Source organism: Pseudoxanthomonas sp. SE1 (genome assembly GCF_029542205.1).
Taxonomy (GTDB): domain Bacteria; phylum Pseudomonadota; class Gammaproteobacteria; order Xanthomonadales; family Xanthomonadaceae; genus Pseudoxanthomonas_A.
The window spans coordinates 3,454,096-3,479,336 of the sequence record NZ_CP113783.1; the positions used below are offsets into that span (position 1 = coordinate 3,454,096).

The following is a 25,241-nucleotide window of genomic DNA, read 5'->3' on the forward strand; positions in this document are numbered from 1 at the left end:
TTGTAGACCGCCCTCCCGGTCCGGCGCAACCCGCGTGTCAGGCCGCCGCCAGGGCGGCCTGGATCAACGCCTCGAACCGCTGCTGGTCGTAGCGCAGCAGGATGTTGGCGCTGTCCGGCCGGCCGCCTTCCCGGCGCCAGTCCACGATGGACGCGCCACGGGCGTGGGCCCCCGCCAGCTCGATGGCCAGCGGCCGTTCGGCCAGTTCCAGCGCCCCTTCCGGCGCCAGCACGAAGGCCATGGCCAGGGCGTCGGCCGCGTACCAGTGGTCGCCGCGACGATCGGCGGACCACAGGCGGGTCTTCTCGGAGATGCGGTCGTAGAAGCGGGCGCGGTCGGAATCCGCCCGCAGCCATTCCGTCACCCGCTCATGATGGAGACCGTGGGCGATGGTGGCCTCCCAGTCGGCCAGGTCGTAGCGCTCGAACGCTTCCAGCACCAGGTGCGCGGCCTCCGGGTCGAAGTAGAAATTGAACTCGGCCGCCGGCGTGATGTTGCCGTGGCAGGTCACCGCACCGCCCATCACCACGAAGCGCGCGATCCGCTGCGGCAGCGTCGGGTCCAGCTTGAGCGCCAGCGCGATGTTGGTCAGTGGCCCCAGTGCGACCAGCACCAGCCGGCCCGCGTGCTCATGCGACAGGCGCAGGATGGCCAGCGCCGCGTGCTCGGCTTCCGCCTGGCGTGCGGCCGGCGGGTAGCCGACATCGCCGAAGCCATCCTGCCCGTGCACATAGCCCGCATCCGGCGACGGATGCAGCAGCGGCGCGGGTGCGCCGGCGAACACGGGAATGTCATCACGGCCCGCGACTTCGCACAGTTTCAGCGCATTGCGCACGGTGTGCTGCAGGCCCACGTTGCCGGCCGCGATGGTCAGGCCGACGATGTCGTGGCGCGCATCGTTGAACGCCATCAGCAATGCCAGCGCATCGTCGACGCCGGGATCGGTATCGATCAGCAAGGGAATCCTGTCCGTCATCTTCTTCTCTTCGTCTTTTCGGCCACCGAGTCTCGCACCGCCGGCGGCGCCATGGAAGCATGCGCGTCATGCAGGAGGGGCTTCAGCCCCGAGGCTCTTCGGTCAGCCGACTGAAGCCTGATCGAAAGGCATCGGGGCTGAAACCCCTCCTACAAGAAGCAACCTACGCGGACGCGTACCGCGCTGCACCGCCCACCCAGCGATGGATCACGCGGTCCGCCACCACCGGTGCGTCGACGAGCAACTGCTCCGCCAGTGCGTGCACCTGCGGCAGCAGGCCGGCATCGCGCGCCAGGTCGGCGACGCGGAAGGCCGCCAGTCCCGTCTGCCGCGTGCCGAGCAGTTCGCCCGGGCCACGCAGTTCCAGATCCTTCTCGGCGATGACGAAACCGTCGTTGGTCTCGCGCATCGTCGCCAGGCGATGCTTGGCCATCATCGACAGCGGCGGCTGGTACATCAGCACGCAGGTCGACGCGGTGGCGCCACGGCCGACCCGCCCACGCAGCTGATGCAACTGCGCCAGGCCCAGCCGCTCCGCGTTCTCGATGATCATCAGCGAGGCATTGGGCACGTCCACGCCGACTTCGATCACCGTGGTCGCCACCAGCAGATCGACCTCACCCTGCTTGAAGCGGCGCATCGTGGCCTGCTTGTCTGCCGCCTTCATGCGTCCGTGCACCAGCGCGACGCGGGCTTCCGACAATGATGCGGAGAGGGCTTCGAACGTTGTCTGTGCCGCCTGTGCGACCACCTCGTCGCTGTCGTCGATCAGCGTGCAGACCCAGTACGCCTGCCGCCCTTCCGCACAGGCCGTGCGGATGCGTTCGACCAGCTCCGGCCGTCGCTCCGCGCTCAGCGCGACGGTCTGCACCGGTGTGCGGCCCGGCGGCAGCTCGTCGATGGCCGATACATCCAGGTCCGCATAGGCCGCCATCGCCAGCGTGCGCGGAATCGGCGTGGCGGTCATGACCAACTGGTGCGGCACACGGTCGCTCCCTGCTCCCTTGTCGCGCAGCGCCAATCGCTGGTGCACGCCGAAGCGGTGCTGCTCGTCGACGATGGCCAGGCCGAGATCATGGAACGTCACCGCCTCCTGCATCAGCGCATGGGTGCCGACCACCACCTGCGCTTCGCCCGACGCCACCTGTGCCAGTACGGTCGCGCGGGCTTTGCCGGTGACCTTGCCGGCCAGCCACGCGACGCGCACGCCCAGGGGTTCGAGCCACGCGCGCAGGTTGACGAGGTGCTGCTCGGCCAGCAACTCGGTCGGGGCCGCCAGCGCCACCTGCTTGCCGGCTTCGACTGCCAGCATGCCCGCCAGCGCGGCCACCACTGTCTTGCCGCTGCCGACGTCGCCCTGTACCAGCCGCAGCATCGGCGACGGCTTGGCGATGTCCTCGCGGATCTGCGCGAACACGCGTTGCTGCGCGCCCGTCAACGTGAACGGCAACGCCTTGACCAGCGCCTTCACCAGCGCGCCCTTTCCCTTCAGCGCGGGCGCGCGGTGCTGCTGCAAGGCCAGTCGTTGCCGACGCAGGCTCAGGTGATGGGCCAGCAGTTCTTCGATCGCCAGCCGGCGCTGCGCGGGGTGCGTGCCCAGTGCGAGTGCAGCGACATCCGCATCGCGCGGCGGACGATGCATGGTCAGCAGGGCCTGCCGCAGTGAAGGCAGGCCCAACCCGTCCAGCAGGGAGGCCGGCAGCAGTTCCAGGCGGTCATCGTCCGGCAGCCGCTCAAGCGCCTGGCCGACCAGCTTGCGGATGCTCGCAGGCCCCAGCCCCTCGATCGCGGGATAGACCGGATCCAGCGCCTCGCCCAGGGCCGCGTCGTCGTCTTCGCCCAATATGCGGTAGCTGGGATGGACGATCTCCAGGCCATGCTGCCCCGGCTTCGGCGTGCCGTAGCAGCGGATGCGCGCACCCACGGCGAACTGCGCCACCTGCGCCGCGCGGAAATGGAAGAAACGCAACACCAGCGTGCCATGCGATTCGTCGCCCACGGCCACGCGTAGTACGGGCCGGTAGCGGAAGCCGCGCTCCACGGCCTCGACCCGACCTTCGACCTGCGCGGGCACGCCGGGCTGCAATTGCCTGATCGGCGTGAGCGCGGTGCGGTCTTCGTAGCGCAGCGGCAGGTGCAGCCACAGATCCTGCATGGTCAGCAGGCCGCGGGCGGCGAGCTTCTCCGCCACGCGCGGACCCACGCCCGGCAGGCGGCTCAACGGTTCGGCGGAAAGTTCGATGGGCGGCGTGTCGCGACGTGCAGGCATCGCACAAGGATGCCGGGAACGGCCCGAAACAAAAACCCCGGCACCTCACGATGCCGGGGCCCACGTCCAGCGCGTCTCCGCGCGGCTCAGAACTTCACGACCACTTCCATGCCGTAGGTGCGCGGCTCGCTGATGGTGGCGCCCACCACGCCCAGCGGTCCGCGCCCGTAGGTGTTCAGGCCTTTCACGTACTGGTTGTCGAACACGTTGTTGCCATAGATCGCCCAGCTCCAATGGCCGTTCGGCGCCGTCCAGCCGATCCGCATGTCGGTGCGGTCGCGCGCCTCGCCGATGTCGAGCAGCGCGTTGACGCCGCAGTCGCCCTGCAGGTCCGACCCGGCATTGCAGCGGCTGCGCCCGCGGTAGGCATGGCGTGCGGAGAAGCGCAGATCGCCGTGACCGGCCAGGTCCACGCGATACGCCGCACCGATCGAGGCAGTGAACCGCGGCTCACCGGTCGGCTCGCCATCCAGATCGATGCCTTCCGGCGTCACGTAGTCCTTGTACTTGGAATCGATCCATTCGGCCTGCGCATCCAGCGAGAATGCATCCGTCACCTTCCAGCGCATGTCGAAGTCGATGCCGGTCGCCTCGAGGTCGCCGGTATCGAACACGAAGCGCGGGATGTCGACCGGGTTGTTCGGGTCGGGATCGATCAATCGGATCGACTGGCGGTTGTCGTAGCGGTAGTGGAACAGCGACGCGTTGTAGGAGAAGCGACCGAAGGACTGCTTGATGCCTGCCTCCAGGTTCCATACGTCCTCGTTCTCGAACGCAGGCCCGATCTGCAGCGCATTGAAGCCACCGGCCTTGTAGCCCTTGGCCAGCGAACCGAACACCATCGTCCTGTCGTTGAGGTGGTAGTCCACGACGAAGCGCGGACTGACATCGCTCCAACTGCGCTTGTCGCGCACCAGCACGCCCTTGTTCACCATCGCCGGCGGATCGATGAAGGCCATGTCGAAGGTCAGCAGTTCACGCGTGATCGGGATCCCCATCTGCTCCAGCGCCGCGAAGAACCCGAGCGACTCCAGCAGGTCCAGCTTGCCTTCCAGTTCAGGCGCATTGCGCGGCGTGTTGAGCCAGGTGAAGTCCTTCTCGTCGCGCGTGTAACGCAGTCCGAAGGTCAGGTTGAGCTTGTCGGACGCGCGCCAGATCACGTCACCGAAGGCCGCGTACGCGGTGGTCGACAAGGTATTGGTGAAACGCTCGTTCCAGCGGTCGCCCACCAGCGACACCGGGATACCCACGCTCTGCGCCAGGAACGAGGTGAATCCGAACAGGCTGCCATCCGGCGTCGGCGCGATGCCGAGGTTGCGCACGATGTTGTCCACCGCCTCGGTATTCGTGTTGACCTCGCTGGTCTGGTCGGCGTCCTCCTTGAAGAAGCTGGCACCGGCCACCCAGTCCAGGCGCGCGTTGCTGCCGGCGAACTTGAACTCCTGGTAGAACGTTTCGTTGCTTTCGGTATTCACCGAATCGATGTACAGGTCGGCCCGGTTGGTGCCGTCCTCCTCGGTCTGGTTCAGCGAATCGTACTGCCGCCACGACGAGGTCGACGTCAGGTTGCCCCAGGTGAACGCGTGGTCGACGATCAGGGTGACGCCGTCGAACGTGCGCCACTCGGCGTTCTCCGCATCGCTGTAGGTCGGAACCTCGCGCGGATCGAAGTAGTCGTCCGGATCCACGGGCACCGGAGGGCGCTGCGGGTAGGCCGGCAACGGCACGATGCCGGTGGTCACCCGGCCGTTCTGGTCAAGGCTCTCGTGGTCCCAGCTGACCAGCGCGGTGGTGTTCTCGCCCATGCGGACCTGCCAGGCTGCGCGCGCCGCCCATACGTTCTCTCCCCCCAGGTCCTTGCCCGTCGCGCCATCCTGGAACCAGCCATCGCTGTGGTTGAACAGCGCGTTGACGCGCAACGCGGACGTCTCGCTGGTGGGAATGTTCCACATCGCATCGGCGTACTGCTTGCCGTAGTTCCCCAGTCGCAACCGCAGGCGCGCTTCGGTTTCGTCCTGCGGCCGGCGCGTCACCAGCGAGATCGCACCCGCTGCTGTGTTGCGGCCGAACAGCGTGCCTTGCGGGCCCTTCAGCACCTCGATGCGCTCGACGTCGAGGAACGGCAGCAGCACGCCACCGCCTCGGCCGCCGTACACGCCATCCACGAATATCCCCACCGCCGGGTCGGTCCCGATGCCGAAGTCGCTGGTCTCCACGCCACGCAGCCGGAACGAAGGTTGCGTGGGCTGCACGGCATCCACCACCAGGCCGGGCACGAAGGCGTCGATGTCGCCGAGGTTCTCGGCCGCCACGTCGTCGAGCAGTTGCTGATCCACCACCTGCAGCGCGATCGGCACGTCCTGGAGTTCCTGCGAACGGCTCTGCGCGGTCACGGTGATGGTGTCCAGATCGGTCGCCTGCTGCTCACCCTCGGGCGTGGCCTGCGCCCAGGCCGTGCCGCCCGTACCCAGCACCACGCAGCCGCCGAACAGCGCGCGACGCAGCCCCACGACCAGATTCCGTTGCATCACTTTCATCACTCCCTCCCGAGAAGCGTTGTGCGGATACCGGCTTCAGACGGCCGGCGGCGGTTGAATGTCTGTTTCATTCCCTGCATCGCAGCTTCCCGGCTGCGCATTGATCCACGCGCGGATCAGTTCGACACCCTCGCGATGGACGACCGACCGGCCCAGCTCGGGCATCATGATCGCGGGATCGTCGCTGTCCATGCGGAAATCGAAGATGGACGCCTCCGCGCTGCCCGGCACGATGTCGTGCAGCCGGTTGCCCGTGCCCTTGCCCGCGGCGATGGGCTGCTTGCAGAAACCCAGCTTCAGGCGGTCCTGCGTACCCGCATCCAGCCACAAGCCGGACGTGATGGCCGGACCGGTGGCGCTGTGGCAATGCCCGCAGTTGATGTCGAGGTAGGCACGCGCGCGCGCATCGAGGGATGCACGGGGATCGGCCGCGTCTGCCAGCCGCGGCGGTTGCGCGGGTACGCCACTCAGATAGCCGACGCGCGCGAGGTGGGCCAACTGGTTGTCGCGACCGGCCGCATACTCGAAGTCGCGATTGAGGTGGCGCGCCTTCAGCCCAATCGGCAGCAGTTTGCGCGACTTGTTGTCGGTGATGTGGCAGCCGCCGCACTGGTTCTGGTCGGGCACCTGGTAATTCGCGGCTTCACGGCCGCCATGCGCATCGACCAGGTCGAGCGTGACCAGTTCGCCGGTGCGCCTCAGTGTGGCTCCGGTCTGGGCGTCGTTCCATACGTAGGGAAGCGCGACCCAGCCTTCCGCACGGTGCACCAGCAGGCGCGTTTCGATCAGGCGGACCTTCGCCAGGTCCAGCGCTTCGCCTTCGAGCGAAGACGATGACGGCGGCGTGCGCGCGACCGATGCCCCATCCCATGCCTTGCCTGCGGGCAACGGGTAGTAGAACGTCTTGCTGAGGATCGTGCCCACCGGGAAGTCGAAACTCCGGTCCGGCTGATACGTGGCTGCCATGCCCACCGGCATCCAGACGGTGCGCAGCTTGTGCGCGTAGTCGCTGAACAACGGCGTGTTGAGGTCGTAGGGCACCACGCCCTCATTGAGCCGCAACCAGCCGTCCTCGACCCGCAACACGCCCCACTCCGCCAGCGTTGCCGGCTGCCCTTCGGCAATGAAATGCACACGGGATGCAGGCTGGCAGGCCACCAGCACCAGGCCCGCTGCCAGCAGCAGGAGGAACGCCGTGCACCGATGCCGCATGCGTCGTCCTCAACCGCGCTTCAGATCGACCGCCGGCAGGCGCGGCAGTTCGCAATCGTGCGACTTCATGTCCTTGCCGGGGCTCTTGTAGCCCCCGGGCCCGTCGGCATTGACCACGCCGCTGACATCGCGCAGGCAGATCTGCGGGCCGATCTTCCTGCCGTCCACCAGGCGATCCTTGTTGAAGTAGCCGTCCCAGAGCACGTCGGGAAAGCTGCCGCGCAGGCCGTAGACCGCCACCTTCAGCGCCTTCAGGTCGAAGCCGTCGGGCGAATCCCCGCCGCCGGACAGGGTGTTGCCATGGATGAAGATGCGCTCGGGGTAAGGATCGAAGTTCGGCGAGGCGCTGCTGTCCTTGTACCCCGTGGAGTACACGCTGGACACGATGATGTTGGCCGTCGCGTTGTCGCGGATCTCGTTGGCGAAGACCTCGATGTCGTCGTTGGAGTTGATGACGATGCCCGAGCCCGCCGGCACGCTGGCCACAGGCGTGCCCTTGGCGCCGAAGTTCTCGTGGTTGTTGGCGATCACCTTGTTGTTGTAAACGCGGATGTTGCCGCCCTGCTGTGACAGGCCGGGCATGTTGAATACCAGGATGCCGCCGGTGTTGCCGGTGGCCACGTTCTCGTAGACGTCCGCGTTGATCGTGTTCTCGACCTCGATGCCGGCGACATTCTGTTCGGCGCGGCTGCGGCGCACGATCACCCCGTCGGACTGGCCCACGTAGATCCCCGCATCGGACGCGCCGATGGACACCGTGTCCTCGATCAGCACGTTCTTCGTCAGCACCGGATAGATGCCGTAGGCACCGTTCTTCGTGCTCGGGCCACCGGTCCATTGCACTTTCACGCCCCGGATGGTGATGTTCGACGACTCGCTGATCTTGAGGCCGTCGCCCTTGGAATCCTCGATGGTGAGGTTCTCGATGGTGAAGTCGTTGCCGTTCACCAGCAGGCCTTCCGCGCCCGCCTTCTGCCCCTTGAAGCTCAGCACGCTCTTGTCCATGCCGGCGCCCCGGATCGTCACACCGTCGGCACGCAGGCTGAGGCTGCGGTCGAAGCTGTGGCGGCCGGCCGGGATCTCGATGACATCGCCCGGCTTGGCGTCCAGCAGGCGCTCCTGCAGGGTGGCGGCGAAACCTGCATCGGCGGCCGCGACGGTATCGGTCGCGGGTGTCCCTGGCTGGCAGCCCGCCGCCAGCAACGCCAATGCGCCGGCCATCGCCAAGGAAATGTTGCGTTGCATGAGTCTCCCCTCCCATACGCCTGCGTAGTGCAGGCCAGTCTGGTGGGCGGGCATGTGTGACACGGAGGGCGGGAGCGGCATACTAAGGGGGGGAAAGCGGACAAGCTGGAGGGGCTTCGATGCGCTGGAAAACCGGACTGGGCAATCCCCTGTCGATCGCCAATCTGCCTACCAACATGCTCTGCGGGCTGGTGCTGCTTGCCGGCGAATTCGGCGTGAATGCCGAGAGCTGGTTCGCGGGCATGCGCCTGAACGTGCAGGAGATCCACGACCCGCAGGCCCGCGTGTCCTACCGCCAGGCCAGCGAGATCATCCGCCGCGCCCTGCCCACCTTGCCCATCGATGGCGTCGGCCTGGCCATGGGCGGAAAGCAGAACGGCGGCAACTTCGGCCTGCTCGGGCTGGCGATGAAGACGGCGCCCACGTTCGGCGATGCGGTGCAGATCGGCCTCGAATACCAGCGCAACCTGGGGCCGCTGATGGACCTGGAACTGGAGGATCGCGATGAAGGCGCGTTGGCCGTGATCGCGACGGCGCCGGAGGAGGCCAACGACCTGCTGCCGTTCCTTTGCGAGGAAATGTTCGCCAGCACGCTGATGCTGGCGCGCGAACTGGCGGGCCCGGAATTCCGCCCGCTACGGCTGGAACTCGGCTATCCCGCACCCCGCTACGCTGCCCGCTACGACGACCTGTTCGGTTGCGAAGTCCGTTTCAACCAGCCGCGGCACGCCATGGTGGTGGACCGTCGCTGGCTGGAACTGCCGTTCGCCAGCTACAACCCGGTGACGTCACGGCAGGCGCTCGCGTTGTGCCAGGCACAGCTGACGGCGATGTCGTTGCGTGGCGAGACCACCGCGGCGGTGGAGCGGCAGTTGCGCCCGCGCCTGCGCGAGAACCCGCAGATGACCGACGTGGCCACCGCACTGCACCTCAGTGAGCGCACGCTGCGCCGCCAGCTCGCCGAGGAAGGCACCAGCTTCAGCGCAGTGCACGACCGCGTGCGCACGGAACGCGCGCTGGAGCTGTTGCACGACGAAGAAACGACCATTGCCACCGTCGGCAGCCAGATAGGCTTCAACGACGTGCGTGAATTCCGCCGCGCGTTCAAGCGCTGGACCGGGCACACGCCCAGCGACACGCGACGACGCCCCACGTAGAGCGGAGCTTGCTCCGCCGCCTTTCGTTCTCGCGCAAACCTGCCGGATGGCATCCGGCGCCGGGCAAGCCCGGCGCTACGGGGTCTCCACGATCACTCCAGCACCATCACCGCATCGACTTCGAAAGCGGCGCCCTTCGGCAGGCCGGAGACTTCGATCGTCGAACGTGCGGGGTAAGGCGCGGCGAAATATTCCTGCATTACCGCATTGACCGCCGCGAACTGCGACAGGTCGGTCAGGTACAGACCCAGGCGCACGATGCGGTCCAGCGAGCCGCCCGCCGCTTCGGCGACGGCCTTGAGGTTGTCGAAAGCACGGCGGGCCTGCGCGCCGATGTCGCCTTCCACCAGATTGCCGGTGGCCGGATCCAGCGGGATCTGCCCCGAGAAGTACACGGTATTGCCCGCGCGCACGGCCTGCGAATACGGACCGATGGCGGCCGGCGCCTGGTCGGTTTGGATGATCTGTTTGGTCATGGGCGACTCCTCAGTGGATAGCCGATTCTACGTAGGGCGGGCCCAGGCCCGCCATCGCGCGCGACCCGATCACCTTCGCATTGATGGAAACAGGCAACCCAAGCGGATCGCCGCCATTGCGAACATGGGCGCCACGACGGCGGGCCTGGGCCCGCCCTACGTCACTGCCGGCGCACGCCGTGCACGACGTTGAGGCGCCGCAGCCGTCGCATCACTTCCGCCAGGTGGTTGCGGTCGCGTACCTGGATCGAGAAGCGCAGCACGGCGACGTTGATGTCGCGCTCCAGGTATTCGACCCGCTCGATGTTGGACTGGCTCTTCGCGACCGCCGCCGCGACCTGCGCCAGCACGCCGGGGCGATTCTCCACGTCGATCAGCAGGGCGGCGTCGTAGTCGCCGGTGACCCGTGCGTCCCAGGCGATCGGCACCCAGCGCTCGGGCGATTTGCGGAATTCGGTAACGTTGGGACAATCCAGCCGATGTACCACGATGCCCTTGCCGGCCGTGTGGTAACCCATGATCTCGTCGCCCGGGATGGGCTGGCAGCACTGCGCGAAGCTGACCACGCCGCGCTCGCCACCGGTGATCAGGATCTTCTCCTGCGAGTGCTTGGAGTGGCCGCCGGCACGCAGTTCGGCGAACGCGGTCAGCGCCTGCGCCGCCTGTGCCGGCATCCAGTTGCCCAGCGCCACGTCCGCCAGGAAGGCTTCCAGGCGCGGATACTTGTGCTCGGTGAGGAAGGCCTCCAGACGCTGCTGCGGCAGCCGCTCGAGCGAACTGTCCAGGTCCTCCAGCGCACGGTCCAGCATGCGGTGGCCCAGTTGTACGGCATCCTCGTGCTCCAGTTGCTTGAGCTGGTGCCGGATCGCGGTACGCGCCTTGCTGGTGACCACGAACTCCAGCCACTGCGGCTTGGGCGCGGCCGACTTGGCGGTGATGATCTCCACGCTCTGCCCGCTGGCGAGCTTGGTGCGCAGCGGCACCAGCTTCTTGTCCACGCGCGAGGCCACGGCCTGGTTGCCCACGTCCGTGTGCACGGCATAGGCGAAATCCAGCGCGGTCGAATTGCGCGGCAGCGACAGGATCTTCCCCTTCGGCGTGAACAGGTAGACCTCGTCCGGGAACAGGTCGACCTTGACGTTCTCCAGGAACTCCAGCGACGAGCCCGCTGCGTGCTGGTTGTCGATCAGCTCGACGATCCACGCATGCGCGCGGTTCTGCGCGCTGTTGGGCGTGTCGGTACCGAACTTGTAGGTCCAGTGCGCCGCGATGCCGCGCTCGGCGATCAGGTCCATCTCGGTGGTGCGGATCTGCACTTCGATCGGCGAACCGTAGGGTCCGAACAGCACCGTGTGCAGCGACTGGTATCCGTTGGCCTTGGGAATGGCGATGAAATCGCGGAATCGTCCATCCAACGGCTTGTATTGCGCATGCACCGCGCCCAGTGCGTGGTAGCACGACGGCACCGAATCGACCACGACGCGGAACCCGAACACGTCCATCACCTGGTCGAAGCTTTTCCCTTCGCCCTGCATCTTGTTGTAGATGCTCCAGGGCGTCTTGACCCGGCTGACCAGACGATGCTCGATGCCTTCCTTCGCCAGCCGCTGCGACAGATGCGCCTCGATCTGCGCCATCGATTCGCGGCGCATCACCGGCTGGCTGCGGATATGCTTTTCGATCACCGCGTGACGCCACGGATGCAGCGCGCGGAAGCCCAGGTCCTGCAGTTCGGACTTGACCAGGTTCATGCCCAGCCGCTGTGCGATGGGCGCGTAGATCTCCAGCGTCTCGCGGGCGATGCGCCCGCGGGCCTCGGCGCTCTGTGCACCGAGGGTCCGCATGTTGTGCAGGCGGTCGGCCAGCTTGATCATGATCACGCGCAGGTCGCGCGACATGGCCAGCAGCATCTTGCGGAAGCTCTCGGCCGCCGCTTCCTGACGGTCGCGGAACTTCAGCTTGTCCAGCTTGGTGACGCCTTCCACAAGCTCGGCGACCGACTCGCCGAACTCGGCCGCGATCTCCGCACCGGTCAGCGGCGTGTCCTCGATGGTGTCGTGCAGGATGGCCGCGATCAGCGTTTCCGCGTCCATGCCAAGTTCGGCCAGCACGCCCGCCACCGCCACCGGATGGGTGATGTAGGGCTCGCCCGACTTGCGGGTCTGCCCGACATGCGCGGCGGCGCCGACCTCCCATGCGCGTCGCAGCAGCGGCAGCTGGTCCTTGGGCAGGTAGCGCGCGGTCTTCTCGAACTGCGCGACGTACTCCGGCACCGTTTCGTCGCGCGGCGAAGCGGGGTTGCGGACTGCCTTGGCGATGCGACCTGAACTCATGCCGCCAGCCTATGCCAGTCACGTCGCAACGGCAACGCGCGCGCCTGCCCGATGCGCGCCTGCCTGGAACGCAGAAAGCCCGCTTGCGCGGGCTTTCTGGTCATCGCCGGTTTCGATGGAAACCCGAGGCGGGGTCGATCAATCGTCGCCCTTGGACAGGTCGTCGTCGGCGACCACTTCGGCGGCGGCCCATTCCAGCGCTTCGCGCTCGGCGCGCTCGCGCTCGGCCTTCTCGACGCGGTCGATCAGGTCGTTGTCGATCCTGCGGGCGGCGATTTCACGCAGCGCCAGCACGGTGGGCTTGTCCTGGTGTTCGCTGTTGTCGATGGTCGGCTCCACGCCGTTCGCCAACTGGCGGGCGCGCTTGGCAGCCATCGTGACCAGGTCGAAACGGTTATCGACGACTTCCAGGCAATCTTCAACGGTGATGCGGGCCATGCGGGCTCCCGGCAGCCTGTTGGCCGCCCAGTGAATGGGGAAAGGGCGTCGATTGTAGGCGGGCGAGCCCGGATACGCAAGCCTTCCCTTGCAAATCAAGGATTTAAGACGCACGGGGCCGCCATCCAGTAGTGCGGAGCTCGCTCCGCTGCTCCTTGCACCTGACCTTCCCATCCTGGATGGCGTGCGGAGCCGAGCAAGCTCGGCTCTACCTTCATTCCGCCAGCAGGGTGGCGATCAGGCCGGCGTGCCGGACATCCTGCGCCTCGCGGCGCAGTCGGCTGGCGGTGAAGATGGCGTGCATCTGCTCGACGGCGGTCTCGAACACATCGTTGACGATCACGTAGTCGAATTCCGCGTAGTGCGACATTTCCTCGCGGGCGGCCGCCAGCCGGCGCTGGATGACCTCCTCGCTGTCCTGCCCGCGCGCCCGCATGCGCTGTTCAAGCGCGTCGCGCGAGGGCGGCAGGATGAACACACTGACCGCGTCCGGCACCTTCTCGCGCACTTGGCGGGCGCCCTGCCAGTCGATTTCCAGCAGCACGTCCTTGCCTGCCGCGAGCTGCGGTTCGACCGACTGGCGCGCGGTGCCCTTCCAGTCGCCGTGCACCTCGGCGTACTCGAAGAAGTCGCCTGCACGGATCATCGCCTTGAATTCGTCGGCGCTGATGAAGTGGTAGTGCTGCGCATGCCGTTCACCGGGACGCGCGCCACGCGAAGTGAACGAGATCGACAGCGCGATATCCTCGTCCCGCGCCAGCACGGCATTGACGATGCTGCTCTTGCCCGCGCCCGAGGGGGCCGCGACGATGTAGAGGGTTCCGCGCTTCATTCGATGTTCTGCGCCTGTTCGCGGATCTGGTCGATCAGCACCTTCAGCTCCACGGCGATGTTGGTGGTGCGGACGTCGACCGACTTGGAGCCGAGGGTGTTCGCTTCACGGTTGAATTCCTGCAGCAGGAAGTCCAGCCGCCGACCCTGCGGTTCCTTCTGGGTGAAGACGCGGCGGATCTCCTTGATGTGGCTGTCGAGGCGGTCGAGTTCCTCGTCCACGTCGAGCTTCTGCAACCACAGCACCAGTTCCTGCTCCAGCCGGCCCTGCTCCATGTTCTGCGCCACGTCGGCCAGGCGAAGTTCCAGCTTCTGCCGCTGCCCCGCGCGGATGTGCGGGATCAGGGTCCGTACCTCGGCCGCCAGCGCGGCAATGCCATCCACGCGCTCCAGGATCGCCGCCACCAGCTTGCCGCCCTCGCGTTCGCGCGCCGCGACGAACTGGTCGAGCACCGCGTCCAGCAAGGCCAGCGCCTCGGCCTGCAGCGCGTCCATGTCCACGCCCTTGCTCTGCAGCACGCCGGGGAACTGCAGCAGGTCGGTCAGATCGGTGCGCAGGTTGGGCAGGCGCGAGGACAGTTCCAGCGCGAGCTCCGACAGCTGTGCGATGACACCGGGATTGATCTGCAGGGCACCCCCGCCTTCCGGCGCCCGCAGGCGCAGCGTCAGGTCCAGCTTGCCGCGCGAGACGCGCGAGGCGACCCGTTCGCGCAGCGCCGGTTCGAGCACGCGCAGTTCGTCCGGCAGGCGGACACCCAGTTCAAGGAAACGGTGGTTGACCGCGCGCAGTTCGGCGGCGAGCGAGCCGCCCTCGGTGGCGCGCTCGGCAGTGGCGAACGCCGTCATGCTGCGGATCATGCAGGTGCCCATCGGACCAGTGAGCGGCGCATCTTAGCAGCCTGCGTGGCGCGGACCGGGCCCGGCCGGACCAACCAGCCCGAACGGCACGGACTGCTAGACTTCGCCCCCCTCATCGCGGATGCCCCCATGTCCTTCTCCCGTCCCAGCACCCGCCTCCCCGACCAGATGCGTGAGGTCAGCATCCTGCGCAACTACACCCGCCATGCGGAAGGCTCGGTGCTGGTCAGCTTCGGCCACACCCGCGTGCTGTGCACCGCGACGGTGGAAAACAAGGTGCCGGGCTTCCTGCGCGGCAAGGGCGAAGGCTGGGTGACCGCCGAATACGGCATGCTGCCGCGCTCCACCCACACCCGCAGTGACCGCGAGGCCTCGCGCGGCAAGCAGGGCGGTCGCACGCTGGAAATCCAGCGCCTGATCGGCCGTACCCTGCGCGCGTGCGTCGACCGTGGCGCATTGGGTGAACGCACCATCACCCTGGATTGCGACGTCCTGCAGGCCGACGGCGGCACCCGCACCGCCGCCATCACCGGCGCCTACGTGGCCCTGGTGGACGCAGTGAACTGGTTGAAGGCGCGCAATGAGATCAAAGGCGCGCGCGACCCGATCCATGGCGCCGTCGCCGCGGTGTCGGTGGGCATCTACCGCGGCGTGCCGGTGCTGGACCTGGACTATGCCGAGGACAGCGACTGCGACACCGACATGAACCTGGTGATGAACGACGGCGGTGGCTTCATCGAACTGCAGGGCACCGCCGAAGGCCACGCGTTCCGCCGCGATGAACTGGATGCGCTGCTCGCCCTCGGCGAGAAGGGCATCGGCGAGCTGTTCGCCGCGCAACGGGCGGCATTGGCGGGCTGATTCCGCACCCTTGTAGGAGCGCCCCATGGGCGCGATGCTCTTCGAGCAGATCACGCAGAACCGCATCGCGCCCGAGGGCGCTCCTACAAGAATCCGGAAATCTCATGCAGACCCTCACCCTGATTACCCTGGTCGTCGACGACTACGACCGCGCCATCGCGCACTACTGTGGCGCGCTGGGCTTCGAACTGCGCGAGGACACGGACCAGGGCCACAAGCGCTGGGTGCATGTCGCCCCGCCGGGCAGCACCGAAACCGGCCTGCTGCTGGCGGTCGCCAGCACGGACGAACAGCGCGCGCGCATCGGTGACCAGACCGGCGGGCGCGTGGCCTTCTTCCTGCAGACCGACGACTTCTGGCGCGACCATGCGCGCATGGTCGCCGCCGGCATCGAGTTCCTCGAAACCCCGCGCGAGGAAAGTTACGCCACCGTCGCGGTGTTCCGCGATGCGTACGGCAACCGCTGGGACCTGCTGCAACCCAAGGACTGATCCGACATGAAGCTCGTTCTCGCCTCCTCCAACCACGGCAAGCTGGAAGAACTGCGCAGCCTGCTGGCCGATACCGGCATCGAACTGATCGCACAGTCCGACCTGGGCGTGGAGGATGCCGACGAAACCGGCGCCACGTTCATCGAGAACGCGCTGATCAAGGCGCGCCATGCCAGCCTGCAGACCGGGCTTCCCGCGCTGGCCGATGATTCCGGCATCTGCGTCGACGCGCTGAACGGTGCGCCTGGTCTGTATTCGGCACGCTACGCCGGCGAGCACGGCCATGCCGACCGCAATATCGACAAACTGCTGGACGCATTGAAGGACACGCCTGGCGAACAGCGTGGCGCGCACTTCTATTGCGTCCTGGTGCTGCTGCGCCATGCGCACGATCCGCAACCGCTGATCGTCGAAGGCGAGTGGCAGGGCCGCATCCTGCTTGAACGTCGCGGCACCGGCGGACATGGCTACGACCCGGTGTTCTTCGACCCGCAGTTCGGCCAGTCGGCGGCGGAGATGCCGCTGGACGAGAAGAACCGCATCAGCCATCGCGGCAAGGCGCTGGCGGGATTGAAGCAGCGGCTGCAGACATTGCTGTAGGGCCGCCCTTCTTGCCCCAACGGGGTATCGCTGCCCCAACGGGGCACATGGGCGCGGTGCGCTCCCGTACGGCCACGCAAGAAGCATCGCGGGCGTGTATCCCATGCGGGGCACGGAACCCGCTCCTACAATAGACCCATGCTGATCCCGCCTCCCCTGTCGCTGTACGTCCACATGCCGTGGTGCGTGCGCAAATGTCCGTACTGCGATTTCAATTCGCACCAGGGCAAGGGCGAGCTGCCGTTCGATGCCTATGTCGAGGCGCTGCTGCGCGACCTGGACCACGATCTGCCGCTGGTGTGGGGGCGCACGGTGCACAGCGTCTTCTTCGGTGGTGGCACGCCCAGCCTGTTCCCGCCGGAGGCCATCGACCGCTTCCTGCAGGCCGCAAGCAGCCGGCTGCGTTTCGCACCGGGGCTGGAAGTGACGCTGGAGACCAATCCCGGCACCGCCGAGCATGGCCGTTTCGAGAGCTACCGCGCGGCCGGCGTGAACCGCATCAGCTTCGGCATCCAGAGCTTCGACGACGGCAGCCTGGAGAAGCTCGGTCGCATCCACGACAGCCGCGAGGCCGAGCAGGCCGTGAAGCTGGCGCAGGATGCCGGCTTCGACAACCTCAACCTCGACCTGATGTACGCCCTGCCCGGCCAGACCCTGGCCATGGCCGAACATGACCTGCAACGCGCCTTCGCGCTGCGACCCGCGCACATCTCCCACTACCAGCTGACGCTGGAGCCGAACACGGTGTTCTTCTCGCGGCCTCCGCAGGGCATACCCGACGACGACCATGCCTGGGACATGCAGGAACACTGCCAGGCGCTGCTCGCCGATGCCGGCTATGGCCACTACGAGGTCAGCGCCTACGCGCAACCGGGCCGTCGCTGCGCGCACAACATGAACTACTGGCGTTACGGCGATTACGTGGGGATCGGTGCCGGTGCGCACGGCAAGATCACCTCGGGTGCCACCGGGCAGATCCTGCGCCGCTGGAAGGTGAAGCACCCCACGGGCTATCTGGCGACCGCGGGCACGCCGCAGGCCATCGGCGGCGATGACGACATCACGCCGGAACGCCGGCCGTTCGAATTCATGCTCAATGCGCTGCGGCTGCAGGAAGGCTTTGCGTTGGCCGATTTCACCGCCACTACCGGCCTGCCCGTCGCAATGATCGAGGTGGCGCTGGAACAGGCCCGGCAGCATGGCTGGCTCGATCTGTCGGACAGCCATGTGCGGCCCACGGCCCTGGGCCGCCGGTTCACCAACGACGTGATCGAACTGTTCCTCGACACCTGAGGCCGGCGCCGTCTCCGCGTGGCGACGGATGGATGCGCAGGCAACGCCGGGTGTGATAATGATGGAGTTACAGGGGAGCCTACTGCACCGATGACCGCGCCACGATCGCCTTCGCCTGCCGCCGCGCCGACCGCCATCGCATCGGCCGCGCTGCCGCCGCGCGTGCGCCGCGTGCTGCAGAACCTGTTCGACCACATCTCGCCGGACTTCATCACCGCGCTGAACGCGATGCTGGTGGAGTTCGAGCAGCAATTGTTCAAACAGGCCGAACAGGCCCGCAGCAACCACCTCCAGACCCAGATCTTCGTCGACCTGCGCGCGCTGCAGAAGCACCGGACCGAACTGGTGCCGCACTACATGTTCGGCCTGGAAGGCGAACTGGCGGGCATCCGCATGCCGCGCGCCGATGCGGACGCCTCGACGGTGACGCGCCTGGACTACCAGACGCTGACCCTGGTGGAAGATGCCGCGATGGACCAGGAAATCGTGCTGCGCGAAGTCGCGCGCCGGCACGAGCAGCGTGGCAACGCGCAGATCCTGATGCTCGGACAGCGCTTCGGCGTGCTCGCGCGTGCCCCCGCCTACGACGCCGACACCCTGCCGCTCGGACCGAACCGCCTCTGCCATGTGCTGAAGGAGGCCGCGAACTGCCTGGAGCTGTCGCTGGACGCGCAGCTCGTGCTGTACCGCACCTTCGACCACAAGGTGATGCTGAACTACAGCGAGTGGGCCAGCACCGTGAACCAGTTCCTGTCCCGCGAAGGCATCCTGCCGGGGCTGGTCTACATGCCGCGCCGGGGCCGCGCGCAGGACGCGATCCGTCGGCAGCCGCTCGACGAGGGCAGCACCGCACCGCGCCCGATGACCGCCTGGCAGGGCCAGGCAGGCGCGTCGCACTGGGCCACGCTGACGCCCGACCAGTTGCAGGCCGTCGCCGGCGCCATGACCGACGGCCGGGCGCCAGAACCCGCCCATGGCGCGTCACCGCCATCGGCGCCCCCGGGCGCTGCCGCTGGCGCCGCCGCACCCGCGACCGGGGATGCGCCACCCGCGGAGGGCGCCGCGGGTTCGTTTGAAGTGCTGCAGAAGCTGCTCGCCATCCGTCGCGGCGGCCTGCAGGCCGATGCCCACGCCCTCGCTGCCTCGGGCGGCCACGGCGGGCATGGCAGCCTTGGCGGCCACGGAGGACAGGAGGGCCAGGGAGGACCGGGTTCGCCGGGTCAAGGCGGCCGCCAGGGCGGCGCCCCGACGGGTGATGGTGGCCCGGGCACGGGCACCGACGCACCGGCCGCCCCCACCCACCGGCTGCTGCCTACGCCCGATGTGTTGAACACATTGCAGGCGCTGCAGGCAGCGCCCCTGCCGCCGCGTACGCCCGACCAGCCGCGCCGCACCGTGGCCGACCTGCAGCAGACCATGCTGGCGGAGGTACGTGCCAAGCACGGTGCAAACGCCACCCTGGCGAGCGCGGATTCGGACACCTTCGAGCTGCTGGACCTGCTCTACAACGAGATCGAACGCGAGGTGCAGCACGACGCGCCCGCCGCCGACATGCTGGTGCGGCTGCAGGTGCCGGTCGTGCAGGCCGCGCTGCGCGACCGCAACTTCTTCCTGCGTGCGCAGCATCCGGCGCGCGACCTGCTCAACACGGTGGCCGAATCCGGCGCCACCTGGCTGGGCGATGACGATGTCGACCCGCAGCTGGTGCAGAAACTGCACCGCGCGGTCGAGACCGTGGTCGAAACCTACGAAGGCGATGAAGCCGTCTTCGAGGACGCCAACCGCGACGTCCAGCAGCACCTCCAGGCGGCCGCGCGCAAGGCCGAACTGGCCGAGCGCCGGCAGATCGAAGCCGCGCGCGGCAAGGACCGGCTGGAAGTCGCCAAGCAGCGCGCCGCGGAGACCATCGAATCCGCGATGGCCGAGGCCAAGCCACAGAAGTTCGTGCAGGCCCTGCTCAGCCAGGCCTGGGCCGACGTGCTCACGCTCACGCAACTGCGCAACGGCGAATCGTCGAGCGAGTGGACCGACCAGCTGCAGACCACGCTGGAGATCGTCGCCGCCACCACCACCGCGCAGGAAGCCAGCCCCGCGCTGGCCGACAAGATCGAGAAGTCGCTGGTGCAGGTGGGCTACCACGAAGACGAAGCGGCCGCGATCGCGCGCCGCCTGTCGAGCGCCGAGGAAGACGAAACGACCTCGCGCACCGAGCTGACCGCGCGCCTCAAGGCACGCGCACGGCTGGGTGGCCAGGGCGAGGTCAAGAAGAAGCCGGCGCAGCCGCGCACGCCGCAGGAACAGGAGTGCTACGACTACCTGCGCACGCTGCCGTTCGGCACGTGGTTCGAATTCACCCGCAACCAGCAGGGCGACCTGCAGCGCCAGCGCCTGTCGTGGTTCAGTCCGGTCACCGGCAATGCCCTGTTCGTCAACCAGCGCGGCCAGCGCGTGGGCGAGCACTCGCTGGACACGCTCGCGCACCTGATGGCCAAGGGCCAAGCGCAGGTGGTGACCGAAGACCGCGGCCGCCTGATCGACCGCGCATGGAATGCCACCCTCAGTGCGTTGCGCAGCCTCACTGGCCGCCGCGGCGAAACCGAAGCCGCAGGAGACGCCGCATGATGCGCGAGTTCCGCCGTGCACGCCGACGCAGCGTGCCCAAACCTGTCCCCGTGTTCGACCTGATGACCGAACAGGTCATCGGCCGCCTGGGCAACCTGTCCGAGTCGGGCATGTTGCTGGTCGCCACCGAGCCGGTGGTGGACGATGCGCTGTACCAGTTGCGCTTCCATCTTCGCGATGAGCGCGGGCAGGACGTGCCGATCGACGTGGGCGCGCACCTGCTGTGGTCCGCGCAGGCCAATACGCCCGGGCAGGCCTTCGCCGGCCTGCGCTTCCTGACCATCGACCGCGAGCCGCTGGAGCGCCTGCGCCAGTGGGTCAACGCTGGGCCGGAAGCCGAATAAGGACCCCACGCCACGGCCTGCACGGGCCGGATGCGGCAAAATGGCGGCTCTTTCGCACGAGCCGCCGCCATGAACGCCCCCGCCTCCCCCAGCACCGAACTCGTCCCGCTCTACGCCGACCACTTGGCGACGATGAAGCGGCGCGCGGACGAAGCCCTGGCGCGCGGCGGCTTCGATCATCTGGTCGTGCCCAGCGGCACGCAGCACTGGCAGGTGTTCGACGACCGCGATTATCCGTACGCGGTCAACCCGCAGTTCAAGGCCTGGCTGCCGTTGACGCGCGTGCCGTACAGCTGGCTGGTGTACACGCCCGGCGAACGCCCGAAGGTGATCTTCTACCAGCCGTTCGATTACTGGCACGTGGTGCCGGACGCACCCAGCGGCTGGTGGGTGGACCATTTCGACATCCACATCATCCGCAAGCCGGACGAAGCACTCGCCCTGCTGCCGCCGGCCGCGCGCAGCGCGATCCTCGGCGAGCCGCAGAGCGCGCTGGGTGACTACGCCCCCAACAATCCCGAGCCGGTCATCCAGTACCTGGAGTACCAGCGCTCCTACAAGACGCCGTATGAAATCACCCTGATGCGCCAGGCGCAGCGCCTGGCCGTGCGCGGCCATCGCGCCGCCGAGGCGGCGTTCCGCGCAGGCCAGAGCGAGTTCGGCATCCACATGGCCTACTGCACTGCGGTGGGCCAGGACGCCAACGACCTGCCCTACGGCAACATCATCGGTCTGAACGAACACGCCGCCGTGCTGCACTACACCGAATTGCAGCGCACCGCGCCCGATCCGCTGCGCAGCTTCCTGATCGATGCCGGCGCCAGCTTCCACGGCTATGCCAGCGACATCACCCGCACTTACGCCTACGACACCGGCAGCGAGTTCCAGGCGATGATCGATGCGGTGGACGCCGCGCAGCAACGCATGTGCGCCGGCGTGCGCAACGGCGTGGACTACAGGCAGCTGCACGTGGATGCACACCACACCCTGATGGGCATCCTGAAGGACTTCGGCGTGATCACCGTGTCGCCGGAGGCCGCCGTCGCCAGCGGCGTGAGCGCGGCCTTCTTCCCGCATGGCCTGGGCCATCCCATCGGCCTGCAGGTGCACGACGTGGCCGGCTTCGCCGCCAGCGACCGCGGCGGCCGCATCGAACGCCCCACCGGCCATCCCTACCTGCGCATGACCCGCGTGCTGGAACCCGGCATGGTGGTGACCATCGAGCCCGGCCTGTACTTCATCGATCTTCTGCTTGAAGAGGTGAGGAAGAACGGCCACGCCGCCAGCGTGGACTGGGCGCGCGTGGATGCGTTCCGCCCGTACGGCGGCATCCGCATCGAGGACGAAGTGCTGTGCACCGACGGCGATGCCGACAACCTGACGCGGCCGGCGTTTGCGGAGGTGGGTTGAGCCGGCTGCCGTCCCGCTTCAGCGTGATGGCACCAGGGTGTAGCTGCCGTCGTCGTAGCTGACGGGCAGCAAGGCATAAGCGCGCCGTCCGTCTTCCGGCAGCGGGTAAGGCTTCATGCGCATGCTGCGCGCCTGCGCCTCTAGGCCGCGCGCGCTGGCCGGCGTGGGCAGGCCTTCGATCATCGTCACCACCTCGCCGCGCCCGCCTTCCGGATTGGCGCGATACAGGAAGAAGGCGAACGACGGTCCCAGCGGGATGCGGGCATCGGGCGCGATGAACTTCTCGCGCTGGTTCTCGGCGGCGATCTCCAACTGTGTCGCGCCCCACACCGCCTTGCTGCCATGCCCGTCCAGCTGCGTGAACAGCATGCGGTCCAGATCGGTGCCACGCGCCTCGCGCAGTTCGTCGAACCAGCTGCGCCCCACCGCTTCCTGGTCGCCGCCCTTGGGCATGGCCTTGTAGCAGCGGCTGATCAGATAGGCGTGGTAGGCCGTGTTGCGGTATGGCGCGTCGGCGGTGTTGCGATGGGGCTGGGTACCGCGTGTGCGGGCTTCCCTTTCGCGGTCCAGCACCACCCATGCCTGCGCCCACTGCATAGCGGGCTTGGCGTTGCCGGCGGCCAGCTCCAGTTCGGCCAGCGATGCCAGTGCGATCAGCGGGCAGCGCGCGGACGCCACGCATTTCTCCAGCCAGAAGCGCGCGGTTTCCACGTCGCGCTCCACACGCCGCGCAGGATGGTCCATGCCGTGCCGGTACAGCGCGCCCAGGTAGAACGCGGAATAGCCGTCACCGGCCTGCGCATGCGCGACCAGCTGCTGCATGGCGGCATCGCGTTCCGCCGCCGGCGCCTCGCGATCCAGCAACGTCTCCAGCACTTCCGGCGGCGTCTCGGGCGGCGCCACGGGCTCGTTTCCGTAAGCCGCCGCCATCCACACGGCCCCGGCCACGATGCACCCCCTGACGACGTTCCGCATGTCCATGCCACCCCTTCCATTGGTGACCAGACGCTAGCCTGCCAGCGCGCTGCCGGCAAGCCGCCCTGCGGCATTCCCGTCGTGGTGGTTTGACGGGGGAAGCGGGCGCTTACAGAATCGGGCGGCGCCCGGGGTGCGGGCTAGAAGGCGTTAGGGCTCATGATCATTCTTTTCCGCATCCTGATATTGGTCGCGATTGCTTCCCTTCTAGCGGCGGCGTGCCTGCCGTTCGATCGCCCATTCCAGATCAGCGTCGATCTCAATCAGCCGCCACCGGCCTGGCTGGCTCTTTCGGGTGCATTTGTCATTGCCGTCTTAGGCGCAGTGGTGGCTTCAGGAGCACTTTTTCTGTTCCGGGGTTGGGGCCGCTGGTTGGGTGCTCTTGCTTGTGTGGCTGGGCTTGTAATCGCTTGGCTGGCCGCTGGCTCGCCTATCGCTCGATCCGTGAGCACCTTGGCCACCACACTCCTGGTGTTATCCGCGTTCACTTGGCTGACGGTCTTGGTACTCTCATGTCATCCCTCGGTAATGGTTAGGTTTCGGCATGAGCGGTAACAGCTCATTCAAGCCGAGCCCACTATGTGGGTTCACCCAACCCAGGCACTAGGCGCAATGACGCGACTACATAAGCTATGCCTCATAGCCCTCATGACAGCCGTGCTCGGCTGCACGCCATCGATCTCCCGCGATCAATCCAAAAGTCTGGCCGCGGCGAGTGCCGTCCTTCTCGCGCACCCCGAGGGAGACATTCCTGAATCCAGCTGGCCTGAGGTTGTGGCCAACCTCAAGCCAAAGCGCGTTTACCGCAACCATCAAGGCGTCTACATCTGCACATACGAGTTCTTTGTTGAGCAGCAAGGTGTTTTCATCCTTGACCCGGCATCAACGTTCATACCAAATCACAATGGAGATCCCAGCTATGAGGTCGTCGCCGCAGGCATCTTCACCTACCGTAGCGCTGGCTAGTTCGCGCCGGGCAGTCCATTCGAACTGATGCCGCTTTGCGGTGTAGCCTGATTCAGACGTTGAATCGCACACAAGAAAACCATGACCACTGAAAAAGACGATCATTTCTATGATCGGGCAGACGCCCATATTCATCTGGCCAACGATCAAACGAAAGACACGGGTCGCGGCAAAGTGAGCGCCTCGTTCCTTTATGGGGCTGCACGATTCAATGTCCATGTCGCGGCCTGCAACTGCGAATCAAAGCATCAGATGATCAATGAGCGCGACAGCATTCGTGACTACTACGTCGCCGAGTACACGAAGATGCTGGAGGAGCATCTGGATGACTACGTTGAGCATTACGACAGGTACATGCGCAAGGACACGTAGGGTCCTGACAGTTCATTCAAGCCGAAACCGCACCATGGCGACGTGATCAGGCGTCAGGCGGCATCGCGAGGGTGCAGAGCGCTGAAGACGGCACCTGAACATTCCTCGTGCGACATTCGGCTTCCCTTTCAAGCGTGAGGCGCCGAATGGCTACGCAAGATGAAATCATGGCTCTGGAGCGAAAGTTCTGGCAATCCATGATGGACATGGACCTCGATACGGCTGTGTCCCTTCTGGATGAGCAGTCCACGGCTGCAAGTGCCCAGGGCATCCATTACTTCGACCCCGCCGAGTACAAAGCGATGGCCCTATTGGGGGATGCTCGAATCACGTCTTTCGCGTTCTTTGATGAGAGAGTCATCTTCCCTGTCCCGGACGTGGCTATCGCTTCCTACAAGGCAAAGCAATCTTTCACGATGGGCGGGAAAAGTCATGAGATGGTCGTGTATGACACAACCACATGGATCAGGAAGGGTGGAAGGTGGGTAGCTTCTGCCCATACAGAGTCGCCTGAGCAGAAAGATCCGTCGGGCGCCACCTGAAGGGGCATTCAAGCCAACTCCACCTCGTTACGCGACTCAATACATGCGTCGAGCATCAAGGATGTCCCACATGACCCGCGACCTCGGATTCTGCGTGATCTACCGTGCACGGGTACATCCCGACAAGGAAGCCCAGTACATCGCCGCCTGGTCCAGGCTGACGATGCTCATCCGTACCCAACGGGGTGGACTGGGTTCCCGACTCCATCGCGGCAACGACGGGCTCTGGTATGCCTATGCGCAGTGGGAAAGCGCGGAGAAGCGTGCGGCTGCATTCGCAATGCCCGCCGTCGACCCGGCGGCACAGGCCGACATGGCCGACGCCATCATCGAATCTTTCCCCGAGATTCTGCTGGATCCGGTAGAGGATCAGTTGATGCCGGTCCAGATACGCAGGACAGGCTGAGCTGCACGTGATGTTCAACGGCGGAGC

Annotated in this window: 23 protein-coding genes; 12 read left to right on the plus strand and 11 right to left on the minus strand. The window is 66.8% G+C overall.

Annotated features, from left to right (window positions below; all coding sequences use genetic code 11):
• Positions 1–37 precede the first annotated feature (37 nt).
• From OY559_RS16315 to OY559_RS16335, 5 genes are all read right to left on the minus strand, one after another.
• Positions 38–976 carry a nucleoside hydrolase gene (locus OY559_RS16315; RefSeq protein WP_277727294.1) on the minus strand — a complete coding sequence of 313 codons (939 nt, stop codon included), beginning with the start codon at positions 974–976 and terminating at the stop codon, positions 38–40.
• 163 nt (positions 977–1,139) lie between these two features.
• Entirely contained in the window at positions 1,140–3,245 is a 2,106-nt protein-coding gene (gene recG, locus OY559_RS16320) for an ATP-dependent DNA helicase RecG (protein WP_277727296.1), read from the minus strand.
• An 86-nt stretch (positions 3,246–3,331) separates the two neighbouring features.
• Positions 3,332–5,782 (minus strand): TonB-dependent receptor, encoded by a 2,451-nt coding sequence (locus OY559_RS16325; protein WP_277727297.1) that lies wholly within the window; start codon positions 5,780–5,782, stop codon positions 3,332–3,334.
• Between the two features lie 36 nt (positions 5,783–5,818).
• Positions 5,819–6,994, minus strand: a complete 1,176-nt coding sequence (locus OY559_RS16330; protein WP_277727298.1) for an SO2930 family diheme c-type cytochrome — start codon at positions 6,992–6,994, stop codon at positions 5,819–5,821.
• Positions 6,995–7,003: 9 nt separating this feature from the next.
• Positions 7,004–8,239 (minus strand): parallel beta-helix domain-containing protein, encoded by a 1,236-nt coding sequence (locus OY559_RS16335; protein ID WP_277727299.1) that lies wholly within the window; start codon positions 8,237–8,239, stop codon positions 7,004–7,006.
• 119 nt (positions 8,240–8,358) lie between these two features.
• Between OY559_RS16335 and OY559_RS16340 the strand changes: the two genes are divergently transcribed.
• The gene (locus OY559_RS16340; RefSeq protein ID WP_277727300.1) at positions 8,359–9,396 is read left to right on the plus strand and encodes an AraC family transcriptional regulator; all 1,038 of its coding nucleotides are present in this window, start codon (positions 8,359–8,361) and stop codon (positions 9,394–9,396) included.
• 92 nt (positions 9,397–9,488) lie between these two features.
• Here the strand turns inward: OY559_RS16340 and OY559_RS16345 are convergent, their stop codons facing one another.
• The 5 genes from OY559_RS16345 to OY559_RS16365 form a co-directional block, all read right to left on the minus strand.
• On the minus strand, positions 9,489–9,872 hold the full coding sequence (locus OY559_RS16345) for a RidA family protein (protein ID WP_277727301.1): 384 nt from the start codon (positions 9,870–9,872) through the stop codon (positions 9,489–9,491).
• A gap of 161 nt (positions 9,873–10,033) precedes the next feature.
• Positions 10,034–12,205 carry a RelA/SpoT family protein gene (locus OY559_RS16350; protein ID WP_277727302.1) on the minus strand — a complete coding sequence of 724 codons (2,172 nt, stop codon included), beginning with the start codon at positions 12,203–12,205 and terminating at the stop codon, positions 10,034–10,036.
• A 138-nt stretch (positions 12,206–12,343) separates the two neighbouring features.
• A complete protein-coding gene (gene rpoZ / locus OY559_RS16355) occupies positions 12,344–12,643 on the minus strand; it encodes a DNA-directed RNA polymerase subunit omega (protein WP_142125611.1) in 300 nt (99 codons plus the stop codon).
• A gap of 214 nt (positions 12,644–12,857) precedes the next feature.
• On the minus strand, positions 12,858–13,475 hold the full coding sequence (gmk, locus tag OY559_RS16360; RefSeq protein WP_277727304.1) for a guanylate kinase: 618 nt from the start codon (positions 13,473–13,475) through the stop codon (positions 12,858–12,860).
• A complete protein-coding gene (locus tag OY559_RS16365; RefSeq protein ID WP_277727305.1) occupies positions 13,472–14,332 on the minus strand; it encodes a YicC/YloC family endoribonuclease in 861 nt (286 codons plus the stop codon). The genes gmk and OY559_RS16365 overlap by 4 nt, the downstream gene beginning before the upstream one ends.
• Before the next feature lie 129 nt (positions 14,333–14,461).
• On the opposite strand from OY559_RS16365, the gene rph reads away from it, so the two are divergent.
• From rph to pepQ, 7 genes are all read left to right on the plus strand, one after another.
• Positions 14,462–15,193, plus strand: coding sequence for a ribonuclease PH (rph, locus tag OY559_RS16370; RefSeq protein ID WP_277727306.1), 732 nt, complete (start codon positions 14,462–14,464; stop codon positions 15,191–15,193).
• Positions 15,194–15,297: 104 nt separating this feature from the next.
• Positions 15,298–15,684, plus strand: a complete 387-nt coding sequence (locus OY559_RS16375; RefSeq protein ID WP_277727307.1) for a VOC family protein — start codon at positions 15,298–15,300, stop codon at positions 15,682–15,684.
• Between the two features lie 6 nt (positions 15,685–15,690).
• Complete coding sequence (gene rdgB, locus OY559_RS16380; RefSeq protein ID WP_277727308.1) at positions 15,691–16,284, plus strand: RdgB/HAM1 family non-canonical purine NTP pyrophosphatase; 594 nt, start codon at positions 15,691–15,693, stop codon at positions 16,282–16,284.
• 138 nt (positions 16,285–16,422) lie between these two features.
• Positions 16,423–17,577 carry a radical SAM family heme chaperone HemW gene (hemW, locus tag OY559_RS16385; protein WP_277727309.1) on the plus strand — a complete coding sequence of 385 codons (1,155 nt, stop codon included), beginning with the start codon at positions 16,423–16,425 and terminating at the stop codon, positions 17,575–17,577.
• A 90-nt stretch (positions 17,578–17,667) separates the two neighbouring features.
• Positions 17,668–20,199, plus strand: coding sequence for a DUF1631 family protein (locus OY559_RS16390; RefSeq protein ID WP_277727310.1), 2,532 nt, complete (start codon positions 17,668–17,670; stop codon positions 20,197–20,199).
• The gene (locus tag OY559_RS16395; RefSeq protein WP_277727311.1) at positions 20,196–20,543 is read left to right on the plus strand and encodes a PilZ domain-containing protein; all 348 of its coding nucleotides are present in this window, start codon (positions 20,196–20,198) and stop codon (positions 20,541–20,543) included. Before OY559_RS16390 ends, OY559_RS16395 begins: the two co-directional genes overlap by 4 nt.
• A 69-nt stretch (positions 20,544–20,612) precedes the next feature.
• Positions 20,613–21,953, plus strand: a complete 1,341-nt coding sequence (gene pepQ, locus OY559_RS16400; protein ID WP_277727312.1) for a Xaa-Pro dipeptidase — start codon at positions 20,613–20,615, stop codon at positions 21,951–21,953.
• A gap of 18 nt (positions 21,954–21,971) precedes the next feature.
• On the opposite strand, the gene OY559_RS16405 is transcribed toward pepQ, so the two are convergent.
• A complete protein-coding gene (locus OY559_RS16405; RefSeq protein ID WP_277727313.1) occupies positions 21,972–22,934 on the minus strand; it encodes a hypothetical protein in 963 nt (320 codons plus the stop codon).
• Between the two features lie 642 nt (positions 22,935–23,576).
• Between OY559_RS16405 and OY559_RS16410 the strand changes: the two genes are divergently transcribed.
• The 4 genes from OY559_RS16410 to OY559_RS16425 all read left to right on the plus strand — a co-directional run bounded on the left by OY559_RS16410 (position 23,577) and on the right by OY559_RS16425 (position 25,214).
• Positions 23,577–23,894, plus strand: a complete 318-nt coding sequence (locus OY559_RS16410) for a hypothetical protein (RefSeq protein WP_277727314.1) — start codon at positions 23,577–23,579, stop codon at positions 23,892–23,894.
• 81 nt (positions 23,895–23,975) lie between these two features.
• The gene (locus OY559_RS16415; protein ID WP_277727315.1) at positions 23,976–24,266 is read left to right on the plus strand and encodes a DUF3144 domain-containing protein; all 291 of its coding nucleotides are present in this window, start codon (positions 23,976–23,978) and stop codon (positions 24,264–24,266) included.
• Between the two features lie 146 nt (positions 24,267–24,412).
• Positions 24,413–24,808 (plus strand): nuclear transport factor 2 family protein, encoded by a 396-nt coding sequence (locus OY559_RS16420; protein ID WP_277727316.1) that lies wholly within the window; start codon positions 24,413–24,415, stop codon positions 24,806–24,808.
• A 70-nt stretch (positions 24,809–24,878) separates the two neighbouring features.
• Positions 24,879–25,214 (plus strand): antibiotic biosynthesis monooxygenase family protein, encoded by a 336-nt coding sequence (locus OY559_RS16425; RefSeq protein ID WP_277727317.1) that lies wholly within the window; start codon positions 24,879–24,881, stop codon positions 25,212–25,214.
• Positions 25,215–25,241 lie beyond the last annotated feature (27 nt).

Excerpts from the sequence above, each read along its gene's own strand:
- OY559_RS16375 (WP_277727307.1), top strand. The coding sequence starts at position 15,298 with ATGCAGACCCTCACCCTGATTACCCTGGTCGTCGACGACTACGACCGC.
- OY559_RS16315 (WP_277727294.1), bottom strand. The coding sequence starts at position 976 with ATGACGGACAGGATTCCCTTGCTGATCGATACCGATCCCGGCGTCGAC.
- rpoZ (WP_142125611.1), bottom strand. The coding sequence starts at position 12,643 with ATGGCCCGCATCACCGTTGAAGATTGCCTGGAAGTCGTCGATAACCGT.
- OY559_RS16350 (WP_277727302.1), bottom strand. The coding sequence starts at position 12,205 with ATGAGTTCAGGTCGCATCGCCAAGGCAGTCCGCAACCCCGCTTCGCCG.
- OY559_RS16390 (WP_277727310.1), top strand. The coding sequence starts at position 17,668 with ATGACCGCGCCACGATCGCCTTCGCCTGCCGCCGCGCCGACCGCCATC.
- OY559_RS16345 (WP_277727301.1), bottom strand. The coding sequence starts at position 9,872 with ATGACCAAACAGATCATCCAAACCGACCAGGCGCCGGCCGCCATCGGT.
- gmk (WP_277727304.1), bottom strand. The coding sequence starts at position 13,475 with ATGAAGCGCGGAACCCTCTACATCGTCGCGGCCCCCTCGGGCGCGGGC.
- OY559_RS16395 (WP_277727311.1), top strand. The coding sequence starts at position 20,196 with ATGATGCGCGAGTTCCGCCGTGCACGCCGACGCAGCGTGCCCAAACCT.
- OY559_RS16410 (WP_277727314.1), top strand. The coding sequence starts at position 23,577 with ATGACAGCCGTGCTCGGCTGCACGCCATCGATCTCCCGCGATCAATCC.
- OY559_RS16405 (WP_277727313.1), bottom strand. The coding sequence starts at position 22,934 with ATGGACATGCGGAACGTCGTCAGGGGGTGCATCGTGGCCGGGGCCGTG.
- pepQ (WP_277727312.1), top strand. The coding sequence starts at position 20,613 with ATGAACGCCCCCGCCTCCCCCAGCACCGAACTCGTCCCGCTCTACGCC.
- hemW (WP_277727309.1), top strand. The coding sequence starts at position 16,423 with ATGCTGATCCCGCCTCCCCTGTCGCTGTACGTCCACATGCCGTGGTGC.
- OY559_RS16335 (WP_277727299.1), bottom strand. The coding sequence starts at position 8,239 with ATGCAACGCAACATTTCCTTGGCGATGGCCGGCGCATTGGCGTTGCTG.
- OY559_RS16340 (WP_277727300.1), top strand. The coding sequence starts at position 8,359 with ATGCGCTGGAAAACCGGACTGGGCAATCCCCTGTCGATCGCCAATCTG.
- rph (WP_277727306.1), top strand. The coding sequence starts at position 14,462 with ATGTCCTTCTCCCGTCCCAGCACCCGCCTCCCCGACCAGATGCGTGAG.
- OY559_RS16330 (WP_277727298.1), bottom strand. The coding sequence starts at position 6,994 with ATGCGGCATCGGTGCACGGCGTTCCTCCTGCTGCTGGCAGCGGGCCTG.
- OY559_RS16325 (WP_277727297.1), bottom strand. The coding sequence starts at position 5,782 with ATGAAAGTGATGCAACGGAATCTGGTCGTGGGGCTGCGTCGCGCGCTG.
- OY559_RS16415 (WP_277727315.1), top strand. The coding sequence starts at position 23,976 with ATGACCACTGAAAAAGACGATCATTTCTATGATCGGGCAGACGCCCAT.
- OY559_RS16425 (WP_277727317.1), top strand. The coding sequence starts at position 24,879 with ATGACCCGCGACCTCGGATTCTGCGTGATCTACCGTGCACGGGTACAT.
- recG (WP_277727296.1), bottom strand. The coding sequence starts at position 3,245 with ATGCCTGCACGTCGCGACACGCCGCCCATCGAACTTTCCGCCGAACCG.
- rdgB (WP_277727308.1), top strand. The coding sequence starts at position 15,691 with ATGAAGCTCGTTCTCGCCTCCTCCAACCACGGCAAGCTGGAAGAACTG.
- OY559_RS16365 (WP_277727305.1), bottom strand. The coding sequence starts at position 14,332 with ATGATCCGCAGCATGACGGCGTTCGCCACTGCCGAGCGCGCCACCGAG.
- OY559_RS16420 (WP_277727316.1), top strand. The coding sequence starts at position 24,413 with ATGGCTACGCAAGATGAAATCATGGCTCTGGAGCGAAAGTTCTGGCAA.